Raw genomic sequence first — 22,627 nt, forward strand, 5'->3', positions numbered from 1 at the left:
TTCTTTCCCCGCGCCACGCCGGCAAGCGCGCACCGATTTCTCCGATTCCCGCGGCATGCGGCCCGAACGGCCGTCGTCCGCCCGTCATGCAGGAGCCTCGCCATGTCGCTCGCCGTGGTGCGCAGTCGCGCGCCCGCTTCCGGCCGCGCGCCGGACGTCACCGTCGAAGTCCATCTCGCCAACGGATTGCCGTCGTTCTCGATCGTCGGGCTGCCGGATCTCGAAGTCCGCGAAAGCCGCGAGCGCGTGCGCGCCGCGCTGCAGAACTGCGGCTTCGAATTCCCGGTGCGCCGCATCACCGTCAATCTCGCGCCGGCCGACCTGCCGAAGGAATCGGGCCGCTTCGACCTGCCGATCGCGCTCGGCATCCTCGCCGCGAACGGCCAGATCCCGGCCGACGCGCTGACCGGCCGCGAATTCGCGGGCGAGCTGTCGCTGACGGGCGCGCTGCGGCCGATGCGCGGCGCGTTCGCGATGGCGTGCGGCGCCGCGCGGGATTGGCGCGCGGAGGCGTCCGGCGCGGGCCTCGCCAGTGGCGCGGACCTGGATGCCGGCGCCGCGCGCGATTCCACCGCGACGTCGCGTCCGCCCGAGCTGTACCTGCCGCTCGACAGCGCCGCCGAGGCAGCGCTGGTGCCCGGTGTGACCGTATTCGGTGCGCGCGACCTCCCCGCGCTGTGCGCGCACCTCGCCGATGCGCCGGACTGCCGGCTCGCGCCGGTCGCGGCGCCCTGTCTCGACGGCCTGCCTGCGCCCGCCTCGCCCGACCTCGCGGACGTCGTCGGCCAGCGCGGCGCGCGGCGCGCGCTGGAAGTCGCGGCCGCGGGCGGCCATCACATGCTGATGGTCGGCCCGCCCGGAGCCGGCAAGTCGATGCTGGCCGCGCGCCTCGCCGGGCTGCTGCCGCCACTGACCGACGACGAGGCGCTGACCTCGGCCGCGCTGCTGTCCGCAAGCCGGCTCGGCTTCTCGCCCGCGCAGTGGCGCCGCCGCCCGTTCCGTTCGCCGCATCACTCGTCGAGCGCCGCCGCGCTGGTCGGCGGCCGCAATCCGCCGCAGCCGGGCGAAATCACGCTCGCGCACCTCGGCGTGCTGTTTCTCGACGAACTGCCGGAATTCGACCGGCACGTGCTGGAAATGCTGCGCGAGCCGCTCGAAGCCGGCCGCATCACGATCTCGCGCGCGGCCCAGCAGGCCGACTTCCCCGCCGCGTGCCAGTTGATCGCCGCGATGAATCCGTGCCCGTGCGGCTGGCACGGCGATCCGTCCGGGCGCTGCCGCTGCTCGCCGGACGTGGCCGCCCGCTATCTGCGCAAGCTGTCGGGGCCGCTGCTCGACCGCATCGACATCCAGATCGACCTGCCCGCGCTGTCGCCGGCCGAACTCGCGTCGCGCGCGACGGCGCCCGGCGAGCCGAGCGCGGCGGTGGCCGCCCGGGTCGCACACGCACGTGCGCTGCAGCTGGCGCGGCAGGGCAAGACGAATCACATGCTGAGCGGCCGCGAAACCGACGACCTGTGTCGGCCGACCGACGAAGGCGAGCGGTTGCTGCGCGAGGCCGGCGAACGCTTCGGCTGGTCGGCGCGCGCGTATTTCCGCGTGCTGAAAGTCGCGCGGACGATCGCCGATCTGGCCGGCGACCCGCTGCCGACGGCCGCGCAGATCGCCGAGGCGATCCGCTACCGGCGCGCGCTGACGGCGCTGTGAGCGCCTTGGGAGGACAAAATCAGGCTGTCAAGACTTGACTTATGCACAATTCCACTAATCCGGCCCCGCATCGCCGCTCGCCGCGGCCTTTGCCGGACGGAATTCGTATCCCGTTGTTTTGATTGATTTTTCTCAAAGGTCGAACGGGCGACCAAACGGGCCGGAAGGCCGTCCGGCGCGGCTCTGCGGGAAATACGCGACACTTTTCAACAAAGTTATCCACATGTGCTGTGGATAGCCGAAAAACCCTCGCAAAATCCGGCGATTAGCGTCGAAAGCTGCGAATGAACTTTCAGTTGTCGCTGCATGTCAGAGCGCCCTCGCCGGCCGTCGTCAATCGAGTTTGAACGAGCCGAAAAACTGGTCGAGCTGCTCCTGCGCGAGCGGCCCGTCGGCGATCACGACGGCCTGGTACGCGTGCCGGCCGCGCGCGGCAAGCCGCGCGACGATCGTCTTGCGCGCGCGATCGCCGCCGGCGGCAGCCCCCGCGATACGCAGCTCGAGCCCGTTCACCGCGCCGCCGGCCGCGAGCGGCACGGGCACCGACGCCGTCTGCGGCGCGCCTTCGAGGTTGCGCGACAGCCCCGCGCGCAGGAAGTCGAGCGCCGCGCGACGCGTGTCGTCGCGGTCGTCGGGCAGCGTCAGCGTGCCGACCGCGAACACCGCGCCATCGACGTGCGCGGCCTGCATCCGCATCGGCATCGACGTGCCGCCGAGCGCCACCGGCTGTTCCTCGACGGTCGGCTTCGCCGGCAGGTCGATCGTGTAGCCGGCGTCGTTGTGCAGCGTGCGCCAGTCGTACGACGGCGAGCACGCTGCCAGCGTGGCGCTCAGGCAGGCCAGCGCGGCGAAGTGTCGCAGCGGGCGAAAAAGGGGGCGTAACGAATCGATGACTTCCTTCGGCATGGCGTGGATCGCGGCAGGCAAAACGGCCATTATCCGCCGAACCTGACACCCGGGATGTGTGGCCGTCGCCGGTGCGCGCGCCGCATTCGCGCTAAAATGAGCGCGAATTTTCGACGTCGATTTCGACGTCCTTTGCATCGATCCGCGTCATCGACTCCGAGAGCACCAGATGAACACCACGCCTCCCGCCCGCCGCAGTACCGGCCCCGTGCGCTACCTCGTCGCGGCCGCCGTCGTCGCGGCGATCGCCGTCGCCGGCTTCTTCGCGTTCAACGGCAAGTCCAGCGTGCCGGACGCGACCTTCACGCTGCTGTCGGGCCAGAAGGTCTCGACCGGCGGCGACCTGAAGGGCAAGGTCTATCTGGTGAACTTCTGGGCGACGAGCTGCGCGACCTGCATGCAGGAAATGCCGCAGATGGTCGATACCTACAATCGCTTCAAGGGTCAGGGGCTCGAATTCGTCGCGGTCGCGATGAACTACGATCCGCCGATGTACGTCGCGAACTATGCGCAGACGCGCCAGTTGCCGTTCAAGGTCGCGCTCGACGACGGCAGCGTCGCGAAGCAGTTCGGCAACGTGCAGCTCACGCCGACGACCTTCGTCGTCGACAAGGACGGCAAGATCCTGAAGCGCTACGTCGGCGCGCCGCAGTTCGCGGAACTCGACGCGCTGCTCAAGAAGGCGCTCGACGGCAACGCGGCCTGAGCGCCGCCGGATCGGATTCGACGGGGCGCGCACGGCGCCCTCTCGGCAAACAGACGGACCGCATGACCGGGCAACCCGGTTCCGCGGTCCGTTTGCTTTTCAGCGCTCGGTTTCGCCTTTCGCCGACAGCCCGTAACGCTTCATCTTCTCGTACAGCGTCGCCTTGCCGACATGCAGCCGGTCGGCCGTCGCGGCGACCGCGCCGCCCGTCTGGTTCAGCGCCTCGGCGATCACCGCGCGCTCGAACTGCTCGATGCGCTCCTTCAGCGTCTGGTCGTTGTCGGCGTCGTCGCCCGTGCCCGTTTCCTGCGGCATGTCGGCCACGCCGAGCACGAAGCGGTCGGCCGCGTTGCGCAGCTCGCGCACGTTGCCCGGCCAGTCGCGCTGCATCAGGCTCGCGCGCTGCCGGTCGGTCAGCACCGGCGCGGGCCGCCCGTAGCGCACGGCCGCATCGAGCATGAAGTGCTCGAACAGCGGCACGATGTCCTCGCGGCGCTCGGCGAGCGGCGGCAGCGCGATCGTCACGACGTTGAGCCGGTACAGCAGGTCGCGCCGGAACGTGCCGGCCGCGACGAGCTCGCTCATGTCGCCCTTCGCGGCCGCGACCACGCGGCAGTTCACGCGGATCGGCTGGTTCGAGCCGAGCCGCTCGAGCACGCCGTCCTGCAGCACGCGCAGCAGCTTCACCTGCAGCGCGAGCGGCATGCTTTCGATTTCGTCGAGGAACAGCGTGCCGCCGGACGCGTATTCGAGCTTGCCGACGCGCCGCTTCGCCGCGCCGGTGAACGCACCGGGCTCGTAGCCGAACATCTCCGATTCGAACATCGGCTCGGGCAGCGCGCCGCAATTCACCGCGATGAACGGCTTGTCGCGGCGCGGCGACAGCTCGTGCAGGCTGCGCGCGATCAGTTCCTTGCCGGCGCCCGTGTCGCCGTTGATCAGCACCGACGCGTCGGTGGGCGCGACGTTCGCGATCAGCTTGCGCACCTGCTCGATCGCGGGGCTGCGGCCGATGATGCGCGGCGCGACGACGTTCTGCCCGGCCAGCTCGCGCCGCAGCGCGTGGTTCTCGAGCACGAGCTCGCGGCGCTCGAGCGCGCGGCGCACCGTCTCGATCAGGCGCTCGGCCGCGAACGGTTTTTCGATGAAGTCGTACGCGCCGTCGCGCATCGCCTGCACGGCCATCGAGATGTCGCCGTGCCCGGTGACGAGGATCACCGGCACGTCGGGCACCCGCTCGCGGCACTGCGCGAGCACGTCGAGCCCGCTCGCGCCCGGCAGCCGGATGTCGCTGACGATCGCGCCGGCGGTATCCGCGACGATCGCCTTCTCGGCCGCCTCGGCCGATTCGAAGCCGGCGACGTCGAAGCCCGCCAGTTGAAGGCTCTGCACGCTCGCCCGGCGCACGAGCGCATCGTCTTCGATATAGATCACTTGCAGCCGGTTGGCCATCTTGGTCACTTGCTCCTGACGAGCCGCGCGGCGAGCGCGCCGCTCTCGTTGATGCCGGTCGTTCGCCGACCGGGCCTGCTCACGCTAATGCGAGCCTGCCGGCTCGGACACGGAGTCCGGATGATGCGTGCGGGCGCGCCGCAGCGTCAAGACGAACAGCGCGCCGCCCGACGGGGCGTTGCGTGCGGTCAGCGCGCCGCCCGCGTCGCTCGCGATCGACGACGAGATCGCGAGGCCGAGCCCGAGCCCGCGCCCCATTTCCTTGGTCGTGAAGAACGGCTCGAACAGGCGCGGCAGCAGATCGGGCGCGATGCCGGAGCCGTTGTCGCGCACCTCGACCGCGAGCGTCGCGGCCGACACCGCGATCGTCACCTCGATGGCCGGCGCCGCGACGCCGGCCACCGCGTCGAGCGCGTTGCCGAGCAGGTTGATCAGCACCTGTTCGAGGCGCAGGTCCTCGCAGCGCGCGACGAGTTCCGGATAGTCGCGCGCCAGGTCGAGCGGCGCGTCGTGCGCGGGCGACACGGTCGCGTCCTGCAGCGTCAGCGTGAGCGCGACGCCGCGCAGCCGCTCGTCGAGCAGCGACAGCACGCTGCGCAGCGCGCGCACGACGAGCGCCTGCTCGTTACGCGGCTTCGCGCGGCCGACGAACAGCTTCAACTGGTTGGTGATCTTGCCCATCCGCTCGGTGAGCGCGGCGATCGCCTCGAGATTCTCGCGCGCGGCGGCCTGCTCGCCGCGATCGAGCAGCACGCGCGTGTTGTCCGAGAAGCTGCGCAGCGCCGCGAGCGGCTGGTTCAGCTCATGCGTGATGCCGGCCGCCATCTGGCCGAGCGCGGCGAGCTTGCTCGCCTGGATCAGTTCGTCGTGCGCGGCGCGCAGCTCCTGCTCCGCGCGGATCCGGTCGCCGACTTCCTTCTGCAACTGCTCGTTCGCTTCGGACAAATCGGCCGTGCGCTCCTCGACGCGCCGGTTCAGCTCCGCGTACGCCTGCTGCAGCAGCGCGCGGCCGCGGATCATCTCGCGCACGCGGGCGCGGCGCATCCGCCAGTAGAACGCGAGCAGCGCGACCGACACGAAGCCGAAACCGGTGACGATCGTCGCATTGCGCGCATCGGCATCGATCGGCGCGAGCGGCGCGAGCGTGACGAGCAGCCAGTCGGGCTCGCCGATCCGGCGCTTGCTGGCGAGAAAGCGCGGCGCGCGCCGGCCGGCGCCGAGGCGCACGATTTCCGCGTCGGCGCCGAGCGTCTGCTCGACGCGCAGCGGCAGCGGCGTGACCGGTTGCTGCGCGTACTGGCGCGTTTCGTAGATCGATGCGGCCACAGGCCCCGTGAGCGGGCGCAGCGTGTGGTACTTCCACGCGGGCACCGACGACAGGAACACGACGCCGTGATCGTCCACGACGACGAGCGGCTCGGACGCATCGGCGCCCTGGAACCATTCGAGATTGAGCTTCACGACGACGACGCCCGCGATCTTGCCGTCGCGCCACACGGGCTGCGAGATGTAGTAGCCGGGGTCGCGCGAGATCGTGCCGATCCCGAAGAAGCGGCCGACCTGGCCGTTCATCGCGTCGAGAAAATACGGGCGGAAACGGTATTCGATCCCGACGAAGCTGTCGGGCGCGCGCCAGTTGCTGGCGGCGACGCACAGGCCGTCCGCGCCGATCACGTAGGTGACGGTCGCGTGCGCGTGTTCGTTGAGATCTTCGAGATAGCGGTTGACGCGCGCGGTGTAGTCGCCGCGCTTCGGCTCGGCGAGCAGGTCCTGCACGTACGGATGGCTGCCGAGCAGATAAGGCAGCGATTCGTAGCGATCGAGCGTGCTCTTGAGCGCGCTGGTGGTGCGGTCGACGCGCACCGCGGCATTGCGCTGCAGCTCGGCCACGCCGCGCTGCCAGGTGATCGTCCACGTCAGCGCGCACGCCGCGACGAGCGCGGCGGCGAGCACGACGAGGATGAGCAGGCGGCGCGTCACGGTCGAGGCTTCCTGGCGATGCGGATCGCCTATTGTGTCATAGGCCTGCGCATCGATACCCCGGCCGCCGCGGGCCGTACGGCCGGCGGGCGGTGCCGCCGCCTGCTCGCTCATCGCGTCAGACGCCGGCCGTCGTCTCGGTCGGCGCGACTTCGCCGCCGCCCTTCAGCGCCTGGCGCAGCTTGTTGCGGTCGAGCTCCTTCTCCCACGCCGACACGACGACCGTCGCCACGCCGTTGCCGACGATGTTGGTCAGCGCACGGCATTCGCTCATGAAGCGGTCGATGCCGAGGATCAGCACCATGCCCGACAGCGGGATCGTCGGCACGACGGCCAGCGTCGCGGCGAGCGTGATGAAGCCCGCGCCGGTCACGCCGCTCGCGCCCTTCGACGTCAGCATCGCGACGGCCAGCAGCGTGAGCTGCTGCATCCACGTCAGCTCGATGTTGGTCGCCTGCGCGATGAACAGCACGGCCATCGTCATGTAGATGTTGGTGCCGTCGAGGTTGAACGAATAGCCGGTGGGCACGACGAGCCCGACGACCGAACGCGAGCAGCCGGCCTTCTCGAGCTTTTCCATCAGCTGCGGCAGCGCGGCTTCCGACGAGCTCGTGCCGAGCACGATCAGCAGCTCTTCCTTGATGTACGACACGAAGCGGATGATCGAGAAGCCGGTGAAGCGCGCGATCGCGCCGAGCACGACCAGCACGAACACGACCGACGTCAGGTAGAACGTGCCGATCAGCTTGAGCAGCGGCACCAGCGAGCCGACGCCGTACTTGCCGATCGTGAACGCCATCGCGCCGAACGCGCCGATCGGGGCCAGCTTCGTGACGATGTGCACGATGCCGAACAGCACGCGCGTGAGGCCGTCGATGAAGTCGGTCACGACCTTGCCGCGCTCGCCGAGGTGCGCGAGCACGCTGCCGAACAGCAGCGCGATCAGCAGGATCTGCAGGATTTCACCCTGCGCGAACGCGTCGACCATCGTGTTCGGGATGATATGCATCAGGAAGTCGACCGTCGACTGCCCGTGCGCCTTCGCCGCGTACGACGCGACGGCCTTGCCGTCGAGCGTCGCCGGATCGATGTTGAAGCCGACGCCCGGCCGCAGCAGGTGCGTGGCCGCGAGGCCGAGCAGCAGCGCGAAGGTCGACACGATCTCGAAGTACAGCAGCGCCTTGCCGCCGACGCGGCCCACCTTCTTCATGTCCTCCATGCCGGCGATGCCGGTGACGACCGTACAGAAGATGATCGGGCCGATCACCATCTTGATCAGCTTGATGAAGCCGTCGCCGAGCGGCTTCATGTCGGTGGCGATCGACGGGTAGTAGTGGCCGAGGATCACGCCGACGATGATGGCGAAAATCACCTGCACATAGAGCACTTTGTAGAAGGGTTTCTTCTTCACGATGGTTCCTGCTGAAGTAGATGAGCCGTGGAAACGGCGTCACGCGCGCAGGCGAATGTCTCAGGGGAAAGGCATTCGCCCGCGCGGCTGCCGTGCCGCAACAAGCGATGCCTCAGGACATCCGGAGGGGGAGGAAGGCATTGGTCATCGGTTGTCTCCTTGGTTTAATAGTCAGGCCGGAGGCCGGCCATGCGCTTTATATTGCAAGGTCGATGCCAGGTTTCCGGAACCCCTCAAGCCGTTGTTTTCATTGTATTTCCCATAATGCGGCAGGCAAGGAAATCCGGCATTCCGGATTTCCGGAAAATATCCGTCCGGCGATCCGGACGGATGCATCGTTTCACCAGATGAATCAATGCTGGACGGCGCGGCTCGCGAGCACACCCGTCTGCGCGTAGAACTCCTGCTGCGCGAACGCGTCGCGCTCGCGGCGCGCCCGCTCGCCGCGATCCACGAGCGAGCCGACCACGATCCCGACGAACGCGAGCGGCACCGACACGAGCGCCGGGTTGTCGAGGAACACCGCCGCGTGCGCGTGGTGCAGCACGTCGACCCACACCGACTTCGACAGCACCGTGAGCGCGACCGCCGACGCGAGGCCGAGGCCGCCGCCGAGCACCGCGCCGCGCGTCGTCATCCCGCGCCAGAAGATCGACATCGCGAGCACCGGGAAATTCGCGCTCGCGGCCACCGCCGCGACGAGCCCGACCATGAACGCGACGTTCACGTGCTCGAACAGGATCGACAGCGCGATCGCGACGGCCGACAGCCCGATCGTCGCCGCGCGCGAGATGCGCATCTCCAGCCGTTCGTCGGGCTTGCCGCGCGCCCACATCTGCGCATACAGGTCGTGCGAGATCGTCGTCGCGCCGGCGAGCGTCAGGCCCGCGACCACCGCGAGGATCGTCGCGAACGTGACGGCCGCGATGAAGCCGTAGAACCAGTTGCCGCCGACCGCCTGCGCGAGCTTCACCGCGACCATGTTCGAGCCGCCGAGCAGGTCGTGCGTCAGGTTGAACGTGCCGTTCGCGCCGAGCCGGAAGAATTCCGGATGCTGCGCGAGCAGCACGATCGCCGAGAAGCCGATCACGAACGTCAGCAGGTAGAAGTAGCCGATGAAGCCGGTTGCGTACAGCACCGACTTGCGCGCCTCCTTCGCGTTCGGCACCGTGAAGAAGCGCATCAGGATGTGCGGGAAGCCGGCCGTGCCGAACATCAGCGCGATGCCGAGCGACAGCGCGTTGGCCGGGTCGCGGATCAGCTTGCCGGGCCCCATGATCGACAATGCGCCTGGATGCACGGCCACCGCGCGGCGGAACATCGCGTCGATGCTGAAGCCGAATTCGCCGAGCGCGAGCCACGCGAGCAGCGTCGCGCCGCACAGCAGCAGCACGGCCTTGATCACCTGCACCCAGGTGGTCGCGGTCATCCCGCCGAAGAACACGTAGACGACCATCAGCACGCCGACGATCAGCTCGGCCGTGCCGTACGACAGCCCGAACAGCAGCTGGATCAGCTTGCCCGCGCCGACCATCTGCACGACGAGATACAGCACGACGATCGTCAGCGCGTTCGCCGAGGTCAGCAGCCGGATCGGCCGCTGCGCGAAGCGGTACGCGACGACGTCGACGAACGTGAACTTGCCGAGGTTGCGCAGCGGTTCCGCGATCAGGAACATCACGAACGGCCAGCCGACCAGGAAGCCGATCGAGTAGATCAGCCCGTCGAAGCCGAACATGAACACCATGCCGGACAGCCCGAGGAACGACGCGGCCGACATGTAGTCGCCGGCGATCGCGAGCCCATTCTGCAGCCCGGTGATGCCGCCGCCGGCCGTGTAGAAGTCGCGCGTCGAGCGCGTGCGGCGCGCGGCCCAGCGCGTGAGCGCGAGCGTCGCGAACACGAACGCGAAGAACATCCCGATCGCGACCGGGTTCAGCTCGACCTTGTCGGGCATCGGTCCGGCGACGCCGGTCGCATGGGCGGTGGAGGAAACGAGAACAGCCAGCGCGACGATAGCGCTCGAAATGAATCGCATGTCGGCCTCCGTTACGAACGCTGCAGGATCGCGTCGACGCGGCGGTCGAACGCACGGTTCGCGCGCAGCACGTAGCACGCGGTCAGGCCGATCGCGACCAGGATGATCGCGACGCCCGCGGCGATCCCGACCGTCGTCGTCGCGCCGCGATACAGCGGCGCGGCGAGCACGTGCGGCGCGAGCGCGACGAGCAGGATGAAGCCGTAGTAGGTAGCGATCATCAGCGCGGTGAGCGTGAAGCTGAAGCGGCGCCGGGCCCGCACGAGCTGCTGGTAGTCACGGCGCGCCGTGACCGATTCGATGACGGAAAGCTCCATGTTGTCTCCTGTGTCGACCAGAGTTAGCGCTTTAGCGCTTACTCTGGTCCCATGCTTCGCGGTCGACCTGAGTTGGCGCGTTGGCGCCTACTCAGGTCCCCGCAGGGCGCCTCGTCGTTTCGCGAGGGTCGTCTTGTAGATAGCCGGCGCGTGATCCGATCCGCCCGCGCCGCGGCGGCAAAGATCGATTCAGACCACGCGATCCGCACGCAGTCGCGCAACCTCGTCGGCCGACATCCCGAGCCAGCCGCCGAGCACCGCCTCCGTATCCGCGCCAAGCACCGGCGGCGCGCCGCGCACCGGCAGCCGCGCGCCGTCGAAGCGGTACGGCGGCGCGAGCACGTCGACGTCGCCCGCGACCGGATGCGGCTGCCGCGTGACGAGCCCGGCGCGGGTGGCGCGTTCGGACGTCAGCGCTTCGTGCAGCCCGAGCACTTCGCCGCACGGAATGCCCGCCTCGGCGAGCGCCGCCAGCAGCGTCGCGCGCGACCGGCGCGCGAGTTCGCCCCGAATCTCGGGCAGCAGGTCGGCACGATTCTCCGAGCGGCCGAGGTTGGTCCTGTAGCGTTCGTCGGCCGCGAGATCGGGCCGCTCGATCGCGTCGCAGAAGCGCGCGAACTGCGTGTTGTTGCCGACCGTGATCACGAGCGGACCGTCGGCCGCGTCGAACACGCCGTACGGCACGATCGACGGATGCGCGTTGCCGTAGCGCGGCGGGTCCTCGCCCATCAGCAGCGCGTCGAGCCCGTAGTACGCGGTGATCATCAGCCCGCAGTCGAACAGCGCCATCTCGATGCGGCGCCCGCGCCCGGTCGCATTGCGTTCGTACAACGCGGCGAGGATCGCCTGCGCCGAGTACATGCCGGTGAACAGGTCGACCGCCGCGACGCCGAACTTCAGCGGCGGCTGGTCGGCCTCGCCGTTCAGCGCCATCAGCCCGGCCTCGCCCTGCACGACGAGGTCGTAGCCTGGCCGCGCGGCCTCCGGCCCCGAGCGGTCGTAGCCGGAGATCGCGCAATGCACGAGCCGCGGATTCAGTTCGGCCAGCGCGTCGTAGCCGAGCCCGAGCTTCTCCGCGCCGCCGCACTTGAAGTTGTGGAGCACCACGTCGGCCTGCGCGGCCAGCTCGCGCGCGATGCGCCGGCCGGCTTCCGTCTGCAGGTCGACGCAGATCGACCGCTTGCTGCGGTTCACGCTGTTGAAATAGGTGGTCTCGGTGTCGCCGATCCGCAGCCCCCAGTCGCGCGTGTCGTCGCCGCGCGCCGGATGCTCGACCTTGATCACTTCCGCGCCGAAATCGGCGAGCACCATCGCGCACCACGGGCCCGCGAGCACGCGCGAGAAATCGAGCACCTTCACGCCGGCCAGCGGCAACGCGCGCGTGTCGTTCGTCATCCTCGTCTCCTCCGTTCGCGTTTCCGCGCTTATTGTTTCGACAGCGCGATATAGCGCGCGAGGTGGTGGTCCTCGTCGCCGAGCTGATGATCGATCATCACGAGCCGCTTCGCGTAGTGCGACAGCGGCAGCTCCCACGTCATCCCGATCCCGCCGTGCAGCTGGATGCTTTCCTCGGCGACGAGCGTGCCGATCCGGCCGATGCTGTATTTCGCCGCCGCGAGCGCGCGCTCGCGCACCGCGCGCGGCGCATCGAGCTGCGCGGCCGCATTGATCACGGCGGAGCGCGCCTGCTCGACTTCGAGCAGCAGATCGGCCATCCGGTGCTGCAGCGCCTGGAAGCTGCCGATCGGCAACCCGAACTGCTTGCGCGTGCGCAGGTAGTCGAGCGTCGCCTCCTTCGCGACGTCCATCGCGCCGAGCGCTTCCGCCGACAGCGCGAGCAGCCCGTAGCCGAGCACGCGTTCGAGCAGTTCGGCGCCCGCTTCGCCGTCGAGCGCATCCGGCGCGCCGAGCGCGGCATCGGCCGGCAGCGCGACACGCTCGAAGCGCACTTCGGCCGCGCGGCCGCCGTCGATCTTCTTGTAATCGCGCAGCGACACGCCCGGCGCATCGGCCGGCACGACGAACAGGCCGATGCCGGCTGCGTCATCGTCGTTGCCGGACACGCGCGCGCTGACGACGAAGAACGCCGCCTGCGCGGCCTGGTCGACGACGCCCTTCGCGCCGGTCAGCACCCAGCCTTCAGCCGTGCGCTCGGCGCGCGTGCGCACCGTCGTCAGTTCGTAATGCGAGCCCGGTTCATCGTGCGCGAACGCGGCGCTCGCGCTACCGTCGATCAGCGCGGCGAGCCGCTCGCGATGTGCGTCGCCGCCGGCGAGCGCGAGCGCACGGCCCGCGAGCAGCGCGCCGAGGAACGGCTCGACCACGAGCCCGCGCCCGAGGCATTCGAACACCACGGCGATGTCGAAACCCGCGCCGCCGAAGCCGCCGTCGGCTTCGGAAAACAGCGCGCCGACCGTGCCCAGTTCGGCGAAGCGCCGCCACATCGCGCGGTCGAAGCCTTCGGCCGACTGCGCGATGCGGTCGCGCACCGGGAACGCGTACTGTTCGGCGATGAAGCGGTTCAACGTGTCCGCCAGCATCCGGCGGTCTTCTGTGTGCTGGAAATCCATCGTCGCGTCCCTCTTACAGCCCGAGCATCATCTTCGCGATGATGTTCTTCTGGATCTCGTTCGAGCCGCCGAAGATCGACAGCTTGCGGTTGTTGAAGTACTGCTGCGCGGCGCTCGCGGCTTCTTCCGGGCCGACCGGTTCGCCGTCGTAATCGGCGTCGAGCGCGTCTTCGATGAACGGCTGCGCGTACGGCCCCATCGCGCGCCGCATCAGCGCGGTGATCTCCTGGCGGATCTGCGTGCCGCGGATCTTCAGCATCGAGCTTTCCGCGCCCGGCACGCCGCCGCCCGCGACCGCGGCCAGCACGCGCAGGTTGGTCGTGCGCATGTTTTCCAGTTCGATCTCGACGCGGGCCAGCCGCGCCGCGAAGAACGAATCGTCCGCGAGCGGCCGGCCGTTCTTCGTGACCTTCGCGGCGACCGCGCGCAGCCGCTCGAGCGCGGCCGTCGAGAAGCCGATCCCCGCGATGTTGGTGCGCTCGTACGTGAGCAGGTATTTCGCGCAGGTCCAGCCGCGGTTCTCTTCGCCGACCAGGTTCTCCACGGGCACGCGCACGTCGGTGAAGAACACCTCGTTCACCTCGTGCTCGCCGTCGAGCGTGATGATCGGGCGCACCTCGACACCCGGCGTGTTCATGTCGATCAGCAGGAAGCTGATGCCCTCCTGCTTGCGCACGTCGGTCGCGGTGCGCACGAGGCAGAAGATCATGTTCGCGTAGTGGCCGAGCGTGGTCCACGTCTTCTGGCCGTTCACGACGTAGTGATCGCCATCGCGCACCGCGCTCGTCTTCACCGACGCGAGATCGGAGCCGGCGCCCGGCTCCGAATAGCCCTGGCACCACCAGTCGGTGCCGTCGAGAATGCGCGGCAGCCAGTGGCGCTTCTGCGCTTCGTTGCCGTACTTGATCAGCACGGGGCCGAGCATGTTCACGCCGAACGGCACGATGCGCGGCGCGCCGGCGAGCGCGCATTCGTTGTCGAACAGGAACTTCTGCGCGACGCGCCAGCCGGGGCCGCCGTATTCGCGCGGCCAGTGGCTCGCGAGCCAGCCGCGCGCGTTGAGGATCGCGTGCCATTCGCGCATGTCGTCGCGCGTCAGGTGCAGGCCGCCCTTCACCTTGCGCGCGATGCGCTCGGGCAGTTCGGCTTGCAGGAAGCGCTGCACTTCGGTGCGGAACGCTTCCTCTTCGGGAGTGAAATCGAGGTCCATCGTGGGTCCGTGGCGAATGCGGTTGGCGTTCAGTCGATGTGGTTCAGGCTCGCGAAATCCGCGCCGCGCGCGACGAGATCGACGAGCAGCGGCGACGGCTTCCAGAACAGCGGATCTTCGTTCGCGAACGCGCGGATATCGGCGAGCACGTTCGCGAGGCCGACCGTGTCCGCGTAGTGCATCGGGCCGCCGCGATAGCGCGGGAAGCCGTAGCCGTACAGGAACACCGCGTCGACGTCGAGCGGGCGCAGCGCGATCTTCTCGTGCACGACGTTCGCGCCTTCGTTGATCATCGCGGCGAGATAGCGGCGCAGGATTTCTTCATCGGTGAACGTGCGCGGCGTGACGCCCTTCTTCGCGCGTTCTTCCGCGACGATCGCGTCGACCTCCGGATCGGGCGTGCCGACGCGCGCGCCGTCCGGATACAGGTAGTAGCCGCGGCCGGTCTTCTGCCCGAACCAGCCGCGCTCGCACAGCCGGTCCGAAATCTCCACGTAGCGCGCGTTCGGATCGCGCGTCGCCGCGCGGCGCTTGCGGGTCGCCCAGCCGATGTCGCCGCCCGCGAGGTCGACCACCTGGAACGGGCCCATCGGGAAACCGAATTCGCGCACCGCGCGATCGATCTGGTACGGCGATGCGCCGTCTTCCATCAGGTAGTCGGCCGCCGTCCGGTAGACGGCGAGGATCCGGTTGCCGATGAAACCGTCGCACACGCCTGCGCGCACCGGTGTCTTCTTCAATTGCTTGGCCAGCGCGAACGCGGTCGCGACGACCTCCGCGCTCACGCGCTTCGGCACGACGATCTCGAGCAGCTTCATCACGTTGGCCGGCGAGAAGAAATGCAGGCCGATCACGTCGGCCGGCCGGTCGATGCTCGCGGCGAGCGCATCGATGTCGAGATACGACGTATTGGTCGCGAGTACCGCGCCCGGCTTGCACACGCGGGCGAGCTCGGCGAACACGGCCTGCTTCACGGCCATGTCCTCGAATACGGCTTCGATCACGACGTCGGCCTGCGCGAGCGCGTCGTACGACGTGCTGCCCTTGAAGCGCGCGAGGCGCGCCGCGTGCGCGGCCGGCGTCATCCGCCCTTTTGCGACGAGGCCGTCGTACACCTTCTCGACGTGCGCGCGGCCGCGCGCGAGCGATGCTTCGTCGCGCTCGATCATCGTCACCGGCAGCCCGGCGTCGAGCGCCGCGACCGCGATGCCCGCGCCCATCGTGCCGCCGCCGACCACGCCGATCCGCTCGACCGGCCGGGCGCTCGCGCGCCGCGCCTCGGGCGCCTTCGCCGCTTCGCGTTCGGCGAAGAACGCATGCACGAGGCCCGCGCGCTGCGGGCTGTCGATGCACTGCAGGAACAGGCTGCGTTCGAGCTTCATCCCCGCGTCGAACGACTGCGTGAGCGCGGCCTCGACCGCGTCGACGATCTTCGCCGGCGAGAAGAGCCCACGCGACTTCTTCGGCAATTCCGCGCGCGCCGCGTCGATCGCGGCCTGCGCGGCCGCGCGGTCGGCCAGCCCCTGCGCGTCGCGCGTGCGGCGCACGGGCGCGCCGAGCGACACGAGTTCCTGCGCATAGGCGAGCCCTTCGGCGAGCGTGTCGTCGCTGTGCGCGATGCGATCGACGAGGCCGAGCGCGAGCGCTTCGTCGGCGCTCGCGTGGCGGCCCGTCAGCATCAGGTCGAGCGCGGCCTTCGCGCCGATCAGGCGCGGCGCGCGCTGCGTGCCGCCCGCGCCGGGCAGCAGGCCGAGCGTCACTTCGGGCAGCCCGAGCTTCGCGCCGGGCACCGCGAGCCGGTAATGCGCGGCCAATGCGACTTCGAGGCCGCCGCCGAGCGTCGCGCCGTGCAGCGCGACCACGACCGGCTTGGTACCCGATTCGATCCGTTCGCACACGTCGGGCAGCGACGGCGGCACGGGCGGCTTGCCGAATTCGCGGATGTCGGCGCCCGCGATGAAGTTGCGGCCGGCGCCGACGATCAGCACCGCGCGGATCGCGTCGTCGGCCTGCGCGGCGTCGATCGCATCGGCGAGGCCGCGCCGCACGTCGGCGGACAACGCGTTGACAGGCGGATGGTCGATCGTGACGACGAGCACCTTGTCGCGCCGTTCGCGCGTGACGGTGCCGGCCGTCGGGCTGGCGGGGGAAGCGGTGGAATTCATCGTGTCTCCAGTGGTGCGGTGCGCCGGGCGGCACGGACCGGTCGGGGCCGGCCAGCAGCGCCGGTGCGCGAGCCGGTTCGGACGGCGCGGGAACCCGTCCGGCATGGTTGCCGGGCATGACTCGATTCTCGATTGATCGAGATTCATTGACAATTCCCGCACGCCTTTACAAGCTGTCAAGTCTGACTTGACACTGAATGCTTTCGGAACGTTTCGGATCGTTTCTTATCGATAAACGGGACGGATCAGGAGACACCCCCGCATGGACCTGAACGCGCTGACGCTGCTCGTCGAGATCCTCGACGCCGGCAATCTCAGCAAGGCCGCGCAGCGGCTCAAGATGAGCCGCGCGAACGTCAGCTACCGGCTGAACCAGCTCGAGCGCTCGATCGGCCAGCAACTCGTGCGGCGCACGACGCGGCGCATGGAGCCGACCGAGATCGGGCTGAAGCTGTACGAGCACGGCCGGCGCATCCGCAACGAACTGCTGGCCGCGCAGGAATCGGTGACGACGCTCGGCCAGGACCTGCAGGGCCGCGTACGCTTGTCGGTGCCGAGCGGCTACGGGCAGATGGTGATGTCCGACTGGCTGCTCGCGTTCAAGCGGCGGCATCCGGGCATCGTGCTCGACGTCGTGTTCGAGAATCGCGTGGAAGACCTGATGCGCGACGAAGTCGACATCGCGATCCGCGTGATGTCGGAGCCGCCGCAGAACCTCGTCGCGCGCGACATGGGCGCGGTGCGCTACGTCGCGTGCGCGTCGCCCGCGTTCGCGGCCGCGCACGGGATGCCCGCGAGCCTCGGCGCGTTGGCCGCGGCCCCGGTTGTCACCGCGACGGTGCTGGGCCGGCAGTTGCGGATCGCCGCGTATCTCGGCGACGAACGCCACGAGGTGCTGCTCGAGCCGACGCTGATTTCGGAGAACTTCCTGTTCCTGCGCCAGGCGATCCTCGCGGGGATCGGCGTCGGCATCGTGCCCGACTACGTGATGCAGGACGACCTGCGGCGCGGCGCCGTCGTCACGTCGCTCGATGCGTACCGGCTCAGCATCTTCGGCACCCACATGTACATGCTCTACATGCCGAACCGCCATCACACGCGCGCGACGTCGACCTTCATAGAGTTCATCCTCGAACAGGCCGGAAAGACCGGCCGGCGCGGGCCCGGCGGGATGCGTCAGGGTTTCCTGTCGGATGACAAGCCGCCGGGCGCGCGGCGACAATAGCGCGCCGGGGCGGGCAGCGCCGTTGCGCCCGCGTCGACCTCAACGTCGACATCAACGCCGCCGTCTCCTTCGAATTCATTGCTGCCGAGGGTTCCATGTTCGACCGGATTCGTCCGCATTCGCGTCCCTGGACGCTGCTCGCCGCCGTCGCGCTCGTCGCGTTCAACGCCGGCTGCACGTCCCCGTCCGCGCCGTCGGGCGCCGTCGTCCCGGTCGCCGCCGCATCGGGCGCGGCCGTCCCGCTGCCCGGCGTTCACGCGCCCGAACTGTCGTCCGGCTGGACCGACAAGCCGGGCTGGACCTCGCAGCACTTCATGATCGCGGCCGCGAACCCGCTCGCGACGCAGGCCGGCTACGACATGCTGAAGGCCGGCGGCACCGCGATCGACGCGGCCATCGCGACGCAGATGGTGCTCGCGCTGGTCGAGCCGCAATCGTCGGGCATCGGCGGCGGCGCGTTCATGCTGTACTTCGACGGCAAGACGACGCAGGCGTACGACGGCCGCGAAACCGCGCCGGCCGCGGCGACGGACCGGCTGTTCTACGGGCCGACCGGGCAGCCGATGCGCTTCTACGAAGGTGTCGTCGGCGGGCGCTCGGTCGGCACGCCGGGCGTGCTGCGCATGCTCGACGCCGCGCACCGCGCGCACGGCAAGCTGCCGTGGCGCCGGCTGTTCCAGCCGGCCATCCGGCTCGCCGAGCGCGGCTTCACGATCAGCCCGCGCCTGGCGATGCTGATCGCGAACGACAAGTACTTGAACAACGACCCGGCCGCCCGCGCGTACTTCTACAACGCGGACGGCACGCCGAAGGCCGCCGGCACGGTGCTGAAGAACCCGGCGCTCGCGACCGTGCTGCGCCAGGTCGCCGACCGCGGTGCGAACGCGTTCTACAGCGGCGCGATCGCGCGCGACATCGTCACGAAGGTGCGCAAGCACCCGACCAACCCGGGGCTGCTGTCGCTGCAGGATCTCGCGCGCTACAAGGCGAAGGTGCGCGCGCCGCTGTGCGCCGACTACCGGCGCTCGGTCGTGTGCGGGATGCCGCCGCCGTCGTCGGGCGGCCTCGCGATCGCGCAGATGCTCGGCATTCTTGAAGCGATGCCCGACTGGCAGCAGATCGGCGCGCAGAAGCCGGTGCGCAACGCGGTCGGCTACGAGCCGACGCCGTTCGCCGCGCACCTGTTCAGCGAAGCCGGGCGCCTCGCGTATGCGGACCGCGCACGCTACGTGGCCGATCCCGATTTCGTGCCGCTGCCGGGCGGCACTTGGGCGAGCCTCACCGACAAGACCTATCTCGCGCAGCGCACGCGGCTGATCGGCGACAACAGCATGGGGGGCGCGCAGGCCGGCACGCCGCAGGGCGCGACGCTCGCGATGGCCGACGACCGCAGCCCCGAATTGCCGTCGACGTCCGACATCGCGATCGTCGACCGCTACGGGCAAGCGCTGTCGATGACGACCAGCATCGAGGATGCGTTCGGCTCGCGGCTGATGGTGCGCGGCTTCATGCTGAACAACCAGCTCACCGATTTCTCGTTCGCATCGAACGACAACGGCCGGCCGGTCGCGAACCGCGTGCAGCCCGGCAAGCGGCCGCGCTCGGCGATGTCGCCGGAACTCGTGTTCGACAAGAAGACGCAGCAGGTGACGATGATTGTCGGCTCGGCCGGCGGCCCCGCGATCATCAATCACGTCGCGAAGACGCTGGTCGGCGTGCTCGACTGGGGGATGACGATGCAGCAGGCGATCGCGCTGCCGAACTTCGGGTCGATGAACGGGCCGACGCAGCTCGAACGCGGCCGCGTGTCGGACGCGCTCGCCGACGGGCTGAAGGGCCGCGGGCACGACGTGCAGGTCGTCGAGATGAACTCGGGACTGCAGGGCATCCAGCGGCTGAACGTGCAGGGGCAGACGGTGTGGTTCGGCGGGGCGGACCCGCGGCGGGAAGGGGTGGCGATGGGGGATTGAGTGCGGCAGGCACGGGGCGCGCGTACGCGTGGCCCGTGCCGCCGGCGTGACGTCAGCCCCGCCCCTTCCACGGCACCACCCGCCGCTCGACCCAGCGCATCGCGAGATCGAACAGCCACGCGATCGCGCCGATGAGCAGGATGCCCATCACGACGATATCGGTGCGCAGGAAGCTCGATGCGTTCAGCACCATCTGCCCGAGCCCGGCCGTCGCGGCGACCATCTCGGCCGCGACGAGCGTCGTCCAGCCGAACCCGATCGCGATCCGCAGCCCCGTGAGGATTTCCGGCAGCGCGGCCGGCAGCACGACGTGGCGCACGATCTGCGCGAAGCTGCCGCCGAGCGAATACGCGGCATTGATTTGCTCGACCGTCGCCGCGCGCACGCCGGCGCGCGCGGCCATCGCGATCGGCGCGAAGCACGCGAGGAAGATCACGACGAGCTTCGCCGTCTCGTCGATGCCGAACCAGATCACGACGAGCGGCAGATACGCGAGCGGCGGCAGCGGCCGGTAGAACTCCAGCAGCGGATCGAGCACGCCGCGTGCGATGCGGCTCACGCCCATCAGGATGCCGGCCGGCACGCCGATCGCGGTCGCGAGCGCGAACGCACCGAACACACGGGCAGCGCTCCACAGCAGATGCTCGGACAACGGCAGGCCGCCCTGGATGCGGCCGTGCCAAGCATCGACGAACGCGGTCCACACGGCTTCCGGCGCGGGCAGGAACAGCGGCGGCAGCCACTGCAGATGCGTCGCGACCCACCACAGCACGGCGAGCGCCGCGACCGTCGCGGCGCTCAGCGCGGCCGTTTTCCCCTGCCCCGGCAACCGGTAGCGATGCGATATGCGGGCGGGACGCGCGGCGCGATGCCGTTGCGTCGCGCGTTGATCCTGCCCAAGCTCCGCGGCCGTTCGATCGGCCGCCCAGGAATCCTGCGTGCTCATGTCGTCCTGCCTGTGCAATGTACTGATCCGGCCGCGCCCGACGGACGCGCCTTGCCTCGCGAATTCGCGCATCACGCGGTCTCCGCGACCGCGTCGTCGCGATGCAGATACGCGATCAGCCGTTCGCGCCACGCGATGAAATCCGGCGACGACTTCACCGCACGCGCATCGCGCGATTCGACGTAGCGGCGCGCGAACGGCAGCTCGAAGGTTTCGGCGATGCGACCGGGGCCCGGCGTCATCACGACGAGACGCGTCGCGAGGAACAGCGCTTCCTCGACGTCGTGCGTGATGAAGAACACCGTCTTGCCGGTGCGCGCCCATACGTCGAGCACGAGCGCCTGCATCGTGCCGCGCGTCATCGCGTCGAGCGCGCCCATCGGCTCGTCCATCAGCAGCACGCGCGGGTCGCTCGCGAGCGCGCGTGCGATGCCGACGCGCTGCTGCATCCCGCCCGACAGCTCGTACACGCGCGCATGCGCATGGCGCTCGAGACCGACGAGCGCGAGCATCTCTTTCGCGCGCGCTTCGCGCTCGGCCTTCGACACGCGCGCGAAGCGCAGCCCGAGCGCGACGTTGTCGAGCACATCGAGCCATGGCAGCAACGCGTATTTCTGGAACACGACGCCGCGATCGGCGCCGGGGCCCGTGACCGGCACGCCGTCGACGCACACGTCGCCGGTCGTCGGCGCGACGAAGCCGGCCATGCAGTTCAGCAGTGTCGTCTTGCCGCACCCGGACGCACCGAGCGCGACGACGAATTCACCGGACTCGATGCGCAGGTCGACGCGCGCGAGCGCCTGCGTCGTCGGCCTGCCGCGCTCGCCCGGATACGCAACCGATACCTGACGGACTTCCAGCGTGCTCATGATCGAAGGGCTCCGCGACGAGTGGGCTGAACGGCCGCGCTCAGCGCGCAGCCTTCTGCACGAACTGCGGATCGACGCCGGCCGAATAGTCGGCGAGCACCGTCTGGATCGTGCCTTGCGATTTGAGGAACGTGGCCGTGGCCGCGAGCGACTTCGCGGCGCCCGATTGCGCGCCGCCGCCGAGCCACGTCGGCGATGCCTGCTCGGCCGCCGTCGGGAATGCGTAGAGCGCGAGGCTGGCCGGCACGTCCTGCGCGTTCGCGCCGGACACCTTCGCGACCGCCGCGACCTGCGGCGAGCCGACCTTCCACGCCGCCGTGTGCGCGCGGTAGTCGGCATCGGCCGCCGCGAGCACCTTCACGAAGCGCGTGACGAACTCGGGGTTCTCGCGCGCGAACTTGCGGCTGACAACGAAGCCGTCGAAGGTCGCCTTGCCGCTTTCCTTCGCAACCTGGCCGGACGTCGTCAGCACGGTGCCCGACTGCTTGACCTTCGCGAGCACCGGATCCCAGATGTAGGTCGCGTCGATGTCGCCGCGCGTCCATGCGGCCGCGACTTCGGGCGGACGCAGGTTGACGATCTTCACGTCGTTCGGATTGACGCCCGCGGCCTGCAGCGCGACGAGCGTATGGAAGTGCGACGTCGACACGAACGGCACGCCAATCTTCTTGCCCTTCAGCGCGGCGATGCTGGTTACGCCCGAGCCGTTGCGCGCGACGAGCGCCTCGGCGTCGTTGATGTTGTCGAGCACCCAGAACAGCGAGATGTCGAGGCCCTGGGACAGGCCGGCCGCGATCGGGCTGGAGCCGGCTTCGCCGAGCTGCACGGAGCCCGACGCGAGCGCGCGGATCACGTCGGCGCCGCTGTCGAGCTTGCGGAACGTGACCTTGTAGCCGGTCGCCTTTTCGACTTCACCGCTCGCCTGCGCGTAGCGCCACGGCACGACCATGTCCTGGTACGCGATCACGACTTCGCGCGATTCGGCGTGCGCCGCGCCGAGCGCGGCAAAGGCGGTCAGCGCGACGACGGCGCGGCGGATGAAGCTGAAACGGGACATGCGGCTCTCCTTCGGAATGCGGGCACTGTTGCAGGAGAGCCGACTTTACGAGCTTTGCGCACGGCGGGAGCGAACTTATCGTGCGAAGCTATCGATGC

General features: G+C 69.4%; 17 protein-coding genes. 4 read left to right on the forward strand and 13 right to left on the reverse strand.

The window, feature by feature from the left end:
* Positions 1-102: 102 nt before the first annotated feature.
* The gene (locus tag HWX14_RS28620) at positions 103-1,707 is read left to right on the forward strand and encodes a YifB family Mg chelatase-like AAA ATPase (protein WP_175885694.1); all 1,605 of its coding nucleotides are present in this window, start codon (positions 103-105) and stop codon (positions 1,705-1,707) included.
* Between the two features lie 333 nt (positions 1,708-2,040).
* Here the strand turns inward: HWX14_RS28620 and HWX14_RS28625 are convergent, their stop codons facing one another.
* Positions 2,041-2,613: a hypothetical protein gene (locus HWX14_RS28625; protein WP_175885695.1), complete on the reverse strand. Its 573-nt coding sequence runs from the start codon at positions 2,611-2,613 to the stop codon at positions 2,041-2,043.
* A gap of 169 nt (positions 2,614-2,782) precedes the next feature.
* Between HWX14_RS28625 and HWX14_RS28630 the strand changes: the two genes are divergently transcribed.
* Positions 2,783-3,319: a TlpA disulfide reductase family protein gene (locus HWX14_RS28630; protein WP_050014745.1), complete on the forward strand. Its 537-nt coding sequence runs from the start codon at positions 2,783-2,785 to the stop codon at positions 3,317-3,319.
* A 99-nt stretch (positions 3,320-3,418) separates the two neighbouring features.
* Here the strand turns inward: HWX14_RS28630 and HWX14_RS28635 are convergent, their stop codons facing one another.
* From HWX14_RS28635 to HWX14_RS28675, 9 genes are all read right to left on the reverse strand, one after another.
* On the reverse strand, positions 3,419-4,771 hold the full coding sequence (locus tag HWX14_RS28635) for a sigma-54 dependent transcriptional regulator (protein WP_175885934.1): 1,353 nt from the start codon (positions 4,769-4,771) through the stop codon (positions 3,419-3,421).
* Between the two features lie 84 nt (positions 4,772-4,855).
* Positions 4,856-6,865 carry an ATP-binding protein gene (locus tag HWX14_RS28640; protein ID WP_175885696.1) on the reverse strand — a complete coding sequence of 670 codons (2,010 nt, stop codon included), beginning with the start codon at positions 6,863-6,865 and terminating at the stop codon, positions 4,856-4,858.
* Positions 6,866-6,869: 4 nt separating this feature from the next.
* Positions 6,870-8,162 (reverse strand): dicarboxylate/amino acid:cation symporter, encoded by a 1,293-nt coding sequence (locus HWX14_RS28645; RefSeq protein WP_175877577.1) that lies wholly within the window; start codon positions 8,160-8,162, stop codon positions 6,870-6,872.
* Between the two features lie 352 nt (positions 8,163-8,514).
* Positions 8,515-10,200, reverse strand: coding sequence for a cation acetate symporter (locus HWX14_RS28650; protein WP_175885697.1), 1,686 nt, complete (start codon positions 10,198-10,200; stop codon positions 8,515-8,517).
* An 11-nt stretch (positions 10,201-10,211) separates the two neighbouring features.
* Positions 10,212-10,517 carry a DUF485 domain-containing protein gene (locus HWX14_RS28655; RefSeq protein WP_014895931.1) on the reverse strand — a complete coding sequence of 102 codons (306 nt, stop codon included), beginning with the start codon at positions 10,515-10,517 and terminating at the stop codon, positions 10,212-10,214.
* Positions 10,518-10,706: 189 nt separating this feature from the next.
* Positions 10,707-11,912, reverse strand: coding sequence for a CaiB/BaiF CoA-transferase family protein (locus HWX14_RS28660; protein WP_175885698.1), 1,206 nt, complete (start codon positions 11,910-11,912; stop codon positions 10,707-10,709).
* A 29-nt stretch (positions 11,913-11,941) separates the two neighbouring features.
* Positions 11,942-13,087 carry an acyl-CoA dehydrogenase gene (locus tag HWX14_RS28665; RefSeq protein WP_175885699.1) on the reverse strand — a complete coding sequence of 382 codons (1,146 nt, stop codon included), beginning with the start codon at positions 13,085-13,087 and terminating at the stop codon, positions 11,942-11,944.
* Between the two features lie 13 nt (positions 13,088-13,100).
* A complete protein-coding gene (locus tag HWX14_RS28670; RefSeq protein WP_175885700.1) occupies positions 13,101-14,297 on the reverse strand; it encodes an acyl-CoA dehydrogenase family protein in 1,197 nt (398 codons plus the stop codon).
* 29 nt (positions 14,298-14,326) lie between these two features.
* Positions 14,327-16,462 (reverse strand): 3-hydroxyacyl-CoA dehydrogenase NAD-binding domain-containing protein, encoded by a 2,136-nt coding sequence (locus HWX14_RS28675; protein ID WP_175885701.1) that lies wholly within the window; start codon positions 16,460-16,462, stop codon positions 14,327-14,329.
* A gap of 262 nt (positions 16,463-16,724) precedes the next feature.
* On the opposite strand from HWX14_RS28675, the gene HWX14_RS28680 reads away from it, so the two are divergent.
* Positions 16,725-17,687, forward strand: coding sequence for a LysR family transcriptional regulator (locus tag HWX14_RS28680; protein WP_175885702.1), 963 nt, complete (start codon positions 16,725-16,727; stop codon positions 17,685-17,687).
* A gap of 95 nt (positions 17,688-17,782) precedes the next feature.
* Positions 17,783-19,657, forward strand: coding sequence for a gamma-glutamyltransferase (ggt, locus tag HWX14_RS28685; RefSeq protein WP_175885703.1), 1,875 nt, complete (start codon positions 17,783-17,785; stop codon positions 19,655-19,657).
* Positions 19,658-19,709: 52 nt separating this feature from the next.
* Here ggt and HWX14_RS28690 read toward each other — a convergent pair whose 3' ends face one another.
* From HWX14_RS28690 to tauA, 3 genes are read right to left on the reverse strand one after another with little or no spacing between them, the layout of a single operon-like run.
* Complete coding sequence (locus tag HWX14_RS28690) at positions 19,710-20,675, reverse strand: ABC transporter permease subunit (protein WP_175885704.1); 966 nt, start codon at positions 20,673-20,675, stop codon at positions 19,710-19,712.
* Positions 20,675-21,472, reverse strand: coding sequence for an ATP-binding cassette domain-containing protein (locus tag HWX14_RS28695; RefSeq protein ID WP_175885705.1), 798 nt, complete (start codon positions 21,470-21,472; stop codon positions 20,675-20,677). The genes HWX14_RS28690 and HWX14_RS28695 overlap by 1 nt, the downstream gene beginning before the upstream one ends.
* 40 nt (positions 21,473-21,512) lie before the next feature.
* Positions 21,513-22,529 (reverse strand): taurine ABC transporter substrate-binding protein, encoded by a 1,017-nt coding sequence (gene tauA, locus HWX14_RS28700; RefSeq protein WP_126363521.1) that lies wholly within the window; start codon positions 22,527-22,529, stop codon positions 21,513-21,515.
* Positions 22,530-22,627 lie beyond the last annotated feature (98 nt).

It is taken from the genome of Burkholderia sp. BCC0044 (assembly GCF_902832955.1).
Classification (GTDB): Bacteria; Pseudomonadota; Gammaproteobacteria; order Burkholderiales; family Burkholderiaceae; genus Burkholderia.

Bases quoted from the DNA above. Each gene is read 5' to 3' on its own strand.
- HWX14_RS28690 (WP_175885704.1), bottom strand. From the start codon at position 20,675: ATGCGCGAATTCGCGAGGCAAGGCGCGTCCGTCGGGCGCGGCCGGATC.
- HWX14_RS28680 (WP_175885702.1), top strand. From the start codon at position 16,725: ATGGACCTGAACGCGCTGACGCTGCTCGTCGAGATCCTCGACGCCGGC.
- HWX14_RS28625 (WP_175885695.1), bottom strand. From the start codon at position 2,613: ATGCCGAAGGAAGTCATCGATTCGTTACGCCCCCTTTTTCGCCCGCTG.
- HWX14_RS28660 (WP_175885698.1), bottom strand. From the start codon at position 11,912: ATGACGAACGACACGCGCGCGTTGCCGCTGGCCGGCGTGAAGGTGCTC.
- HWX14_RS28655 (WP_014895931.1), bottom strand. From the start codon at position 10,517: ATGGAGCTTTCCGTCATCGAATCGGTCACGGCGCGCCGTGACTACCAG.
- HWX14_RS28635 (WP_175885934.1), bottom strand. From the start codon at position 4,771: ATGGCCAACCGGCTGCAAGTGATCTATATCGAAGACGATGCGCTCGTG.
- HWX14_RS28620 (WP_175885694.1), top strand. From the start codon at position 103: ATGTCGCTCGCCGTGGTGCGCAGTCGCGCGCCCGCTTCCGGCCGCGCG.
- HWX14_RS28650 (WP_175885697.1), bottom strand. From the start codon at position 10,200: ATGCGATTCATTTCGAGCGCTATCGTCGCGCTGGCTGTTCTCGTTTCC.
- HWX14_RS28670 (WP_175885700.1), bottom strand. From the start codon at position 14,297: ATGGACCTCGATTTCACTCCCGAAGAGGAAGCGTTCCGCACCGAAGTG.
- HWX14_RS28640 (WP_175885696.1), bottom strand. From the start codon at position 6,865: ATGAGCGAGCAGGCGGCGGCACCGCCCGCCGGCCGTACGGCCCGCGGC.
- ggt (WP_175885703.1), top strand. From the start codon at position 17,783: ATGTTCGACCGGATTCGTCCGCATTCGCGTCCCTGGACGCTGCTCGCC.
- HWX14_RS28675 (WP_175885701.1), bottom strand. From the start codon at position 16,462: ATGAATTCCACCGCTTCCCCCGCCAGCCCGACGGCCGGCACCGTCACG.
- HWX14_RS28695 (WP_175885705.1), bottom strand. From the start codon at position 21,472: ATGAGCACGCTGGAAGTCCGTCAGGTATCGGTTGCGTATCCGGGCGAG.
- HWX14_RS28630 (WP_050014745.1), top strand. From the start codon at position 2,783: ATGAACACCACGCCTCCCGCCCGCCGCAGTACCGGCCCCGTGCGCTAC.
- HWX14_RS28665 (WP_175885699.1), bottom strand. From the start codon at position 13,087: ATGGATTTCCAGCACACAGAAGACCGCCGGATGCTGGCGGACACGTTG.
- tauA (WP_126363521.1), bottom strand. From the start codon at position 22,529: ATGTCCCGTTTCAGCTTCATCCGCCGCGCCGTCGTCGCGCTGACCGCC.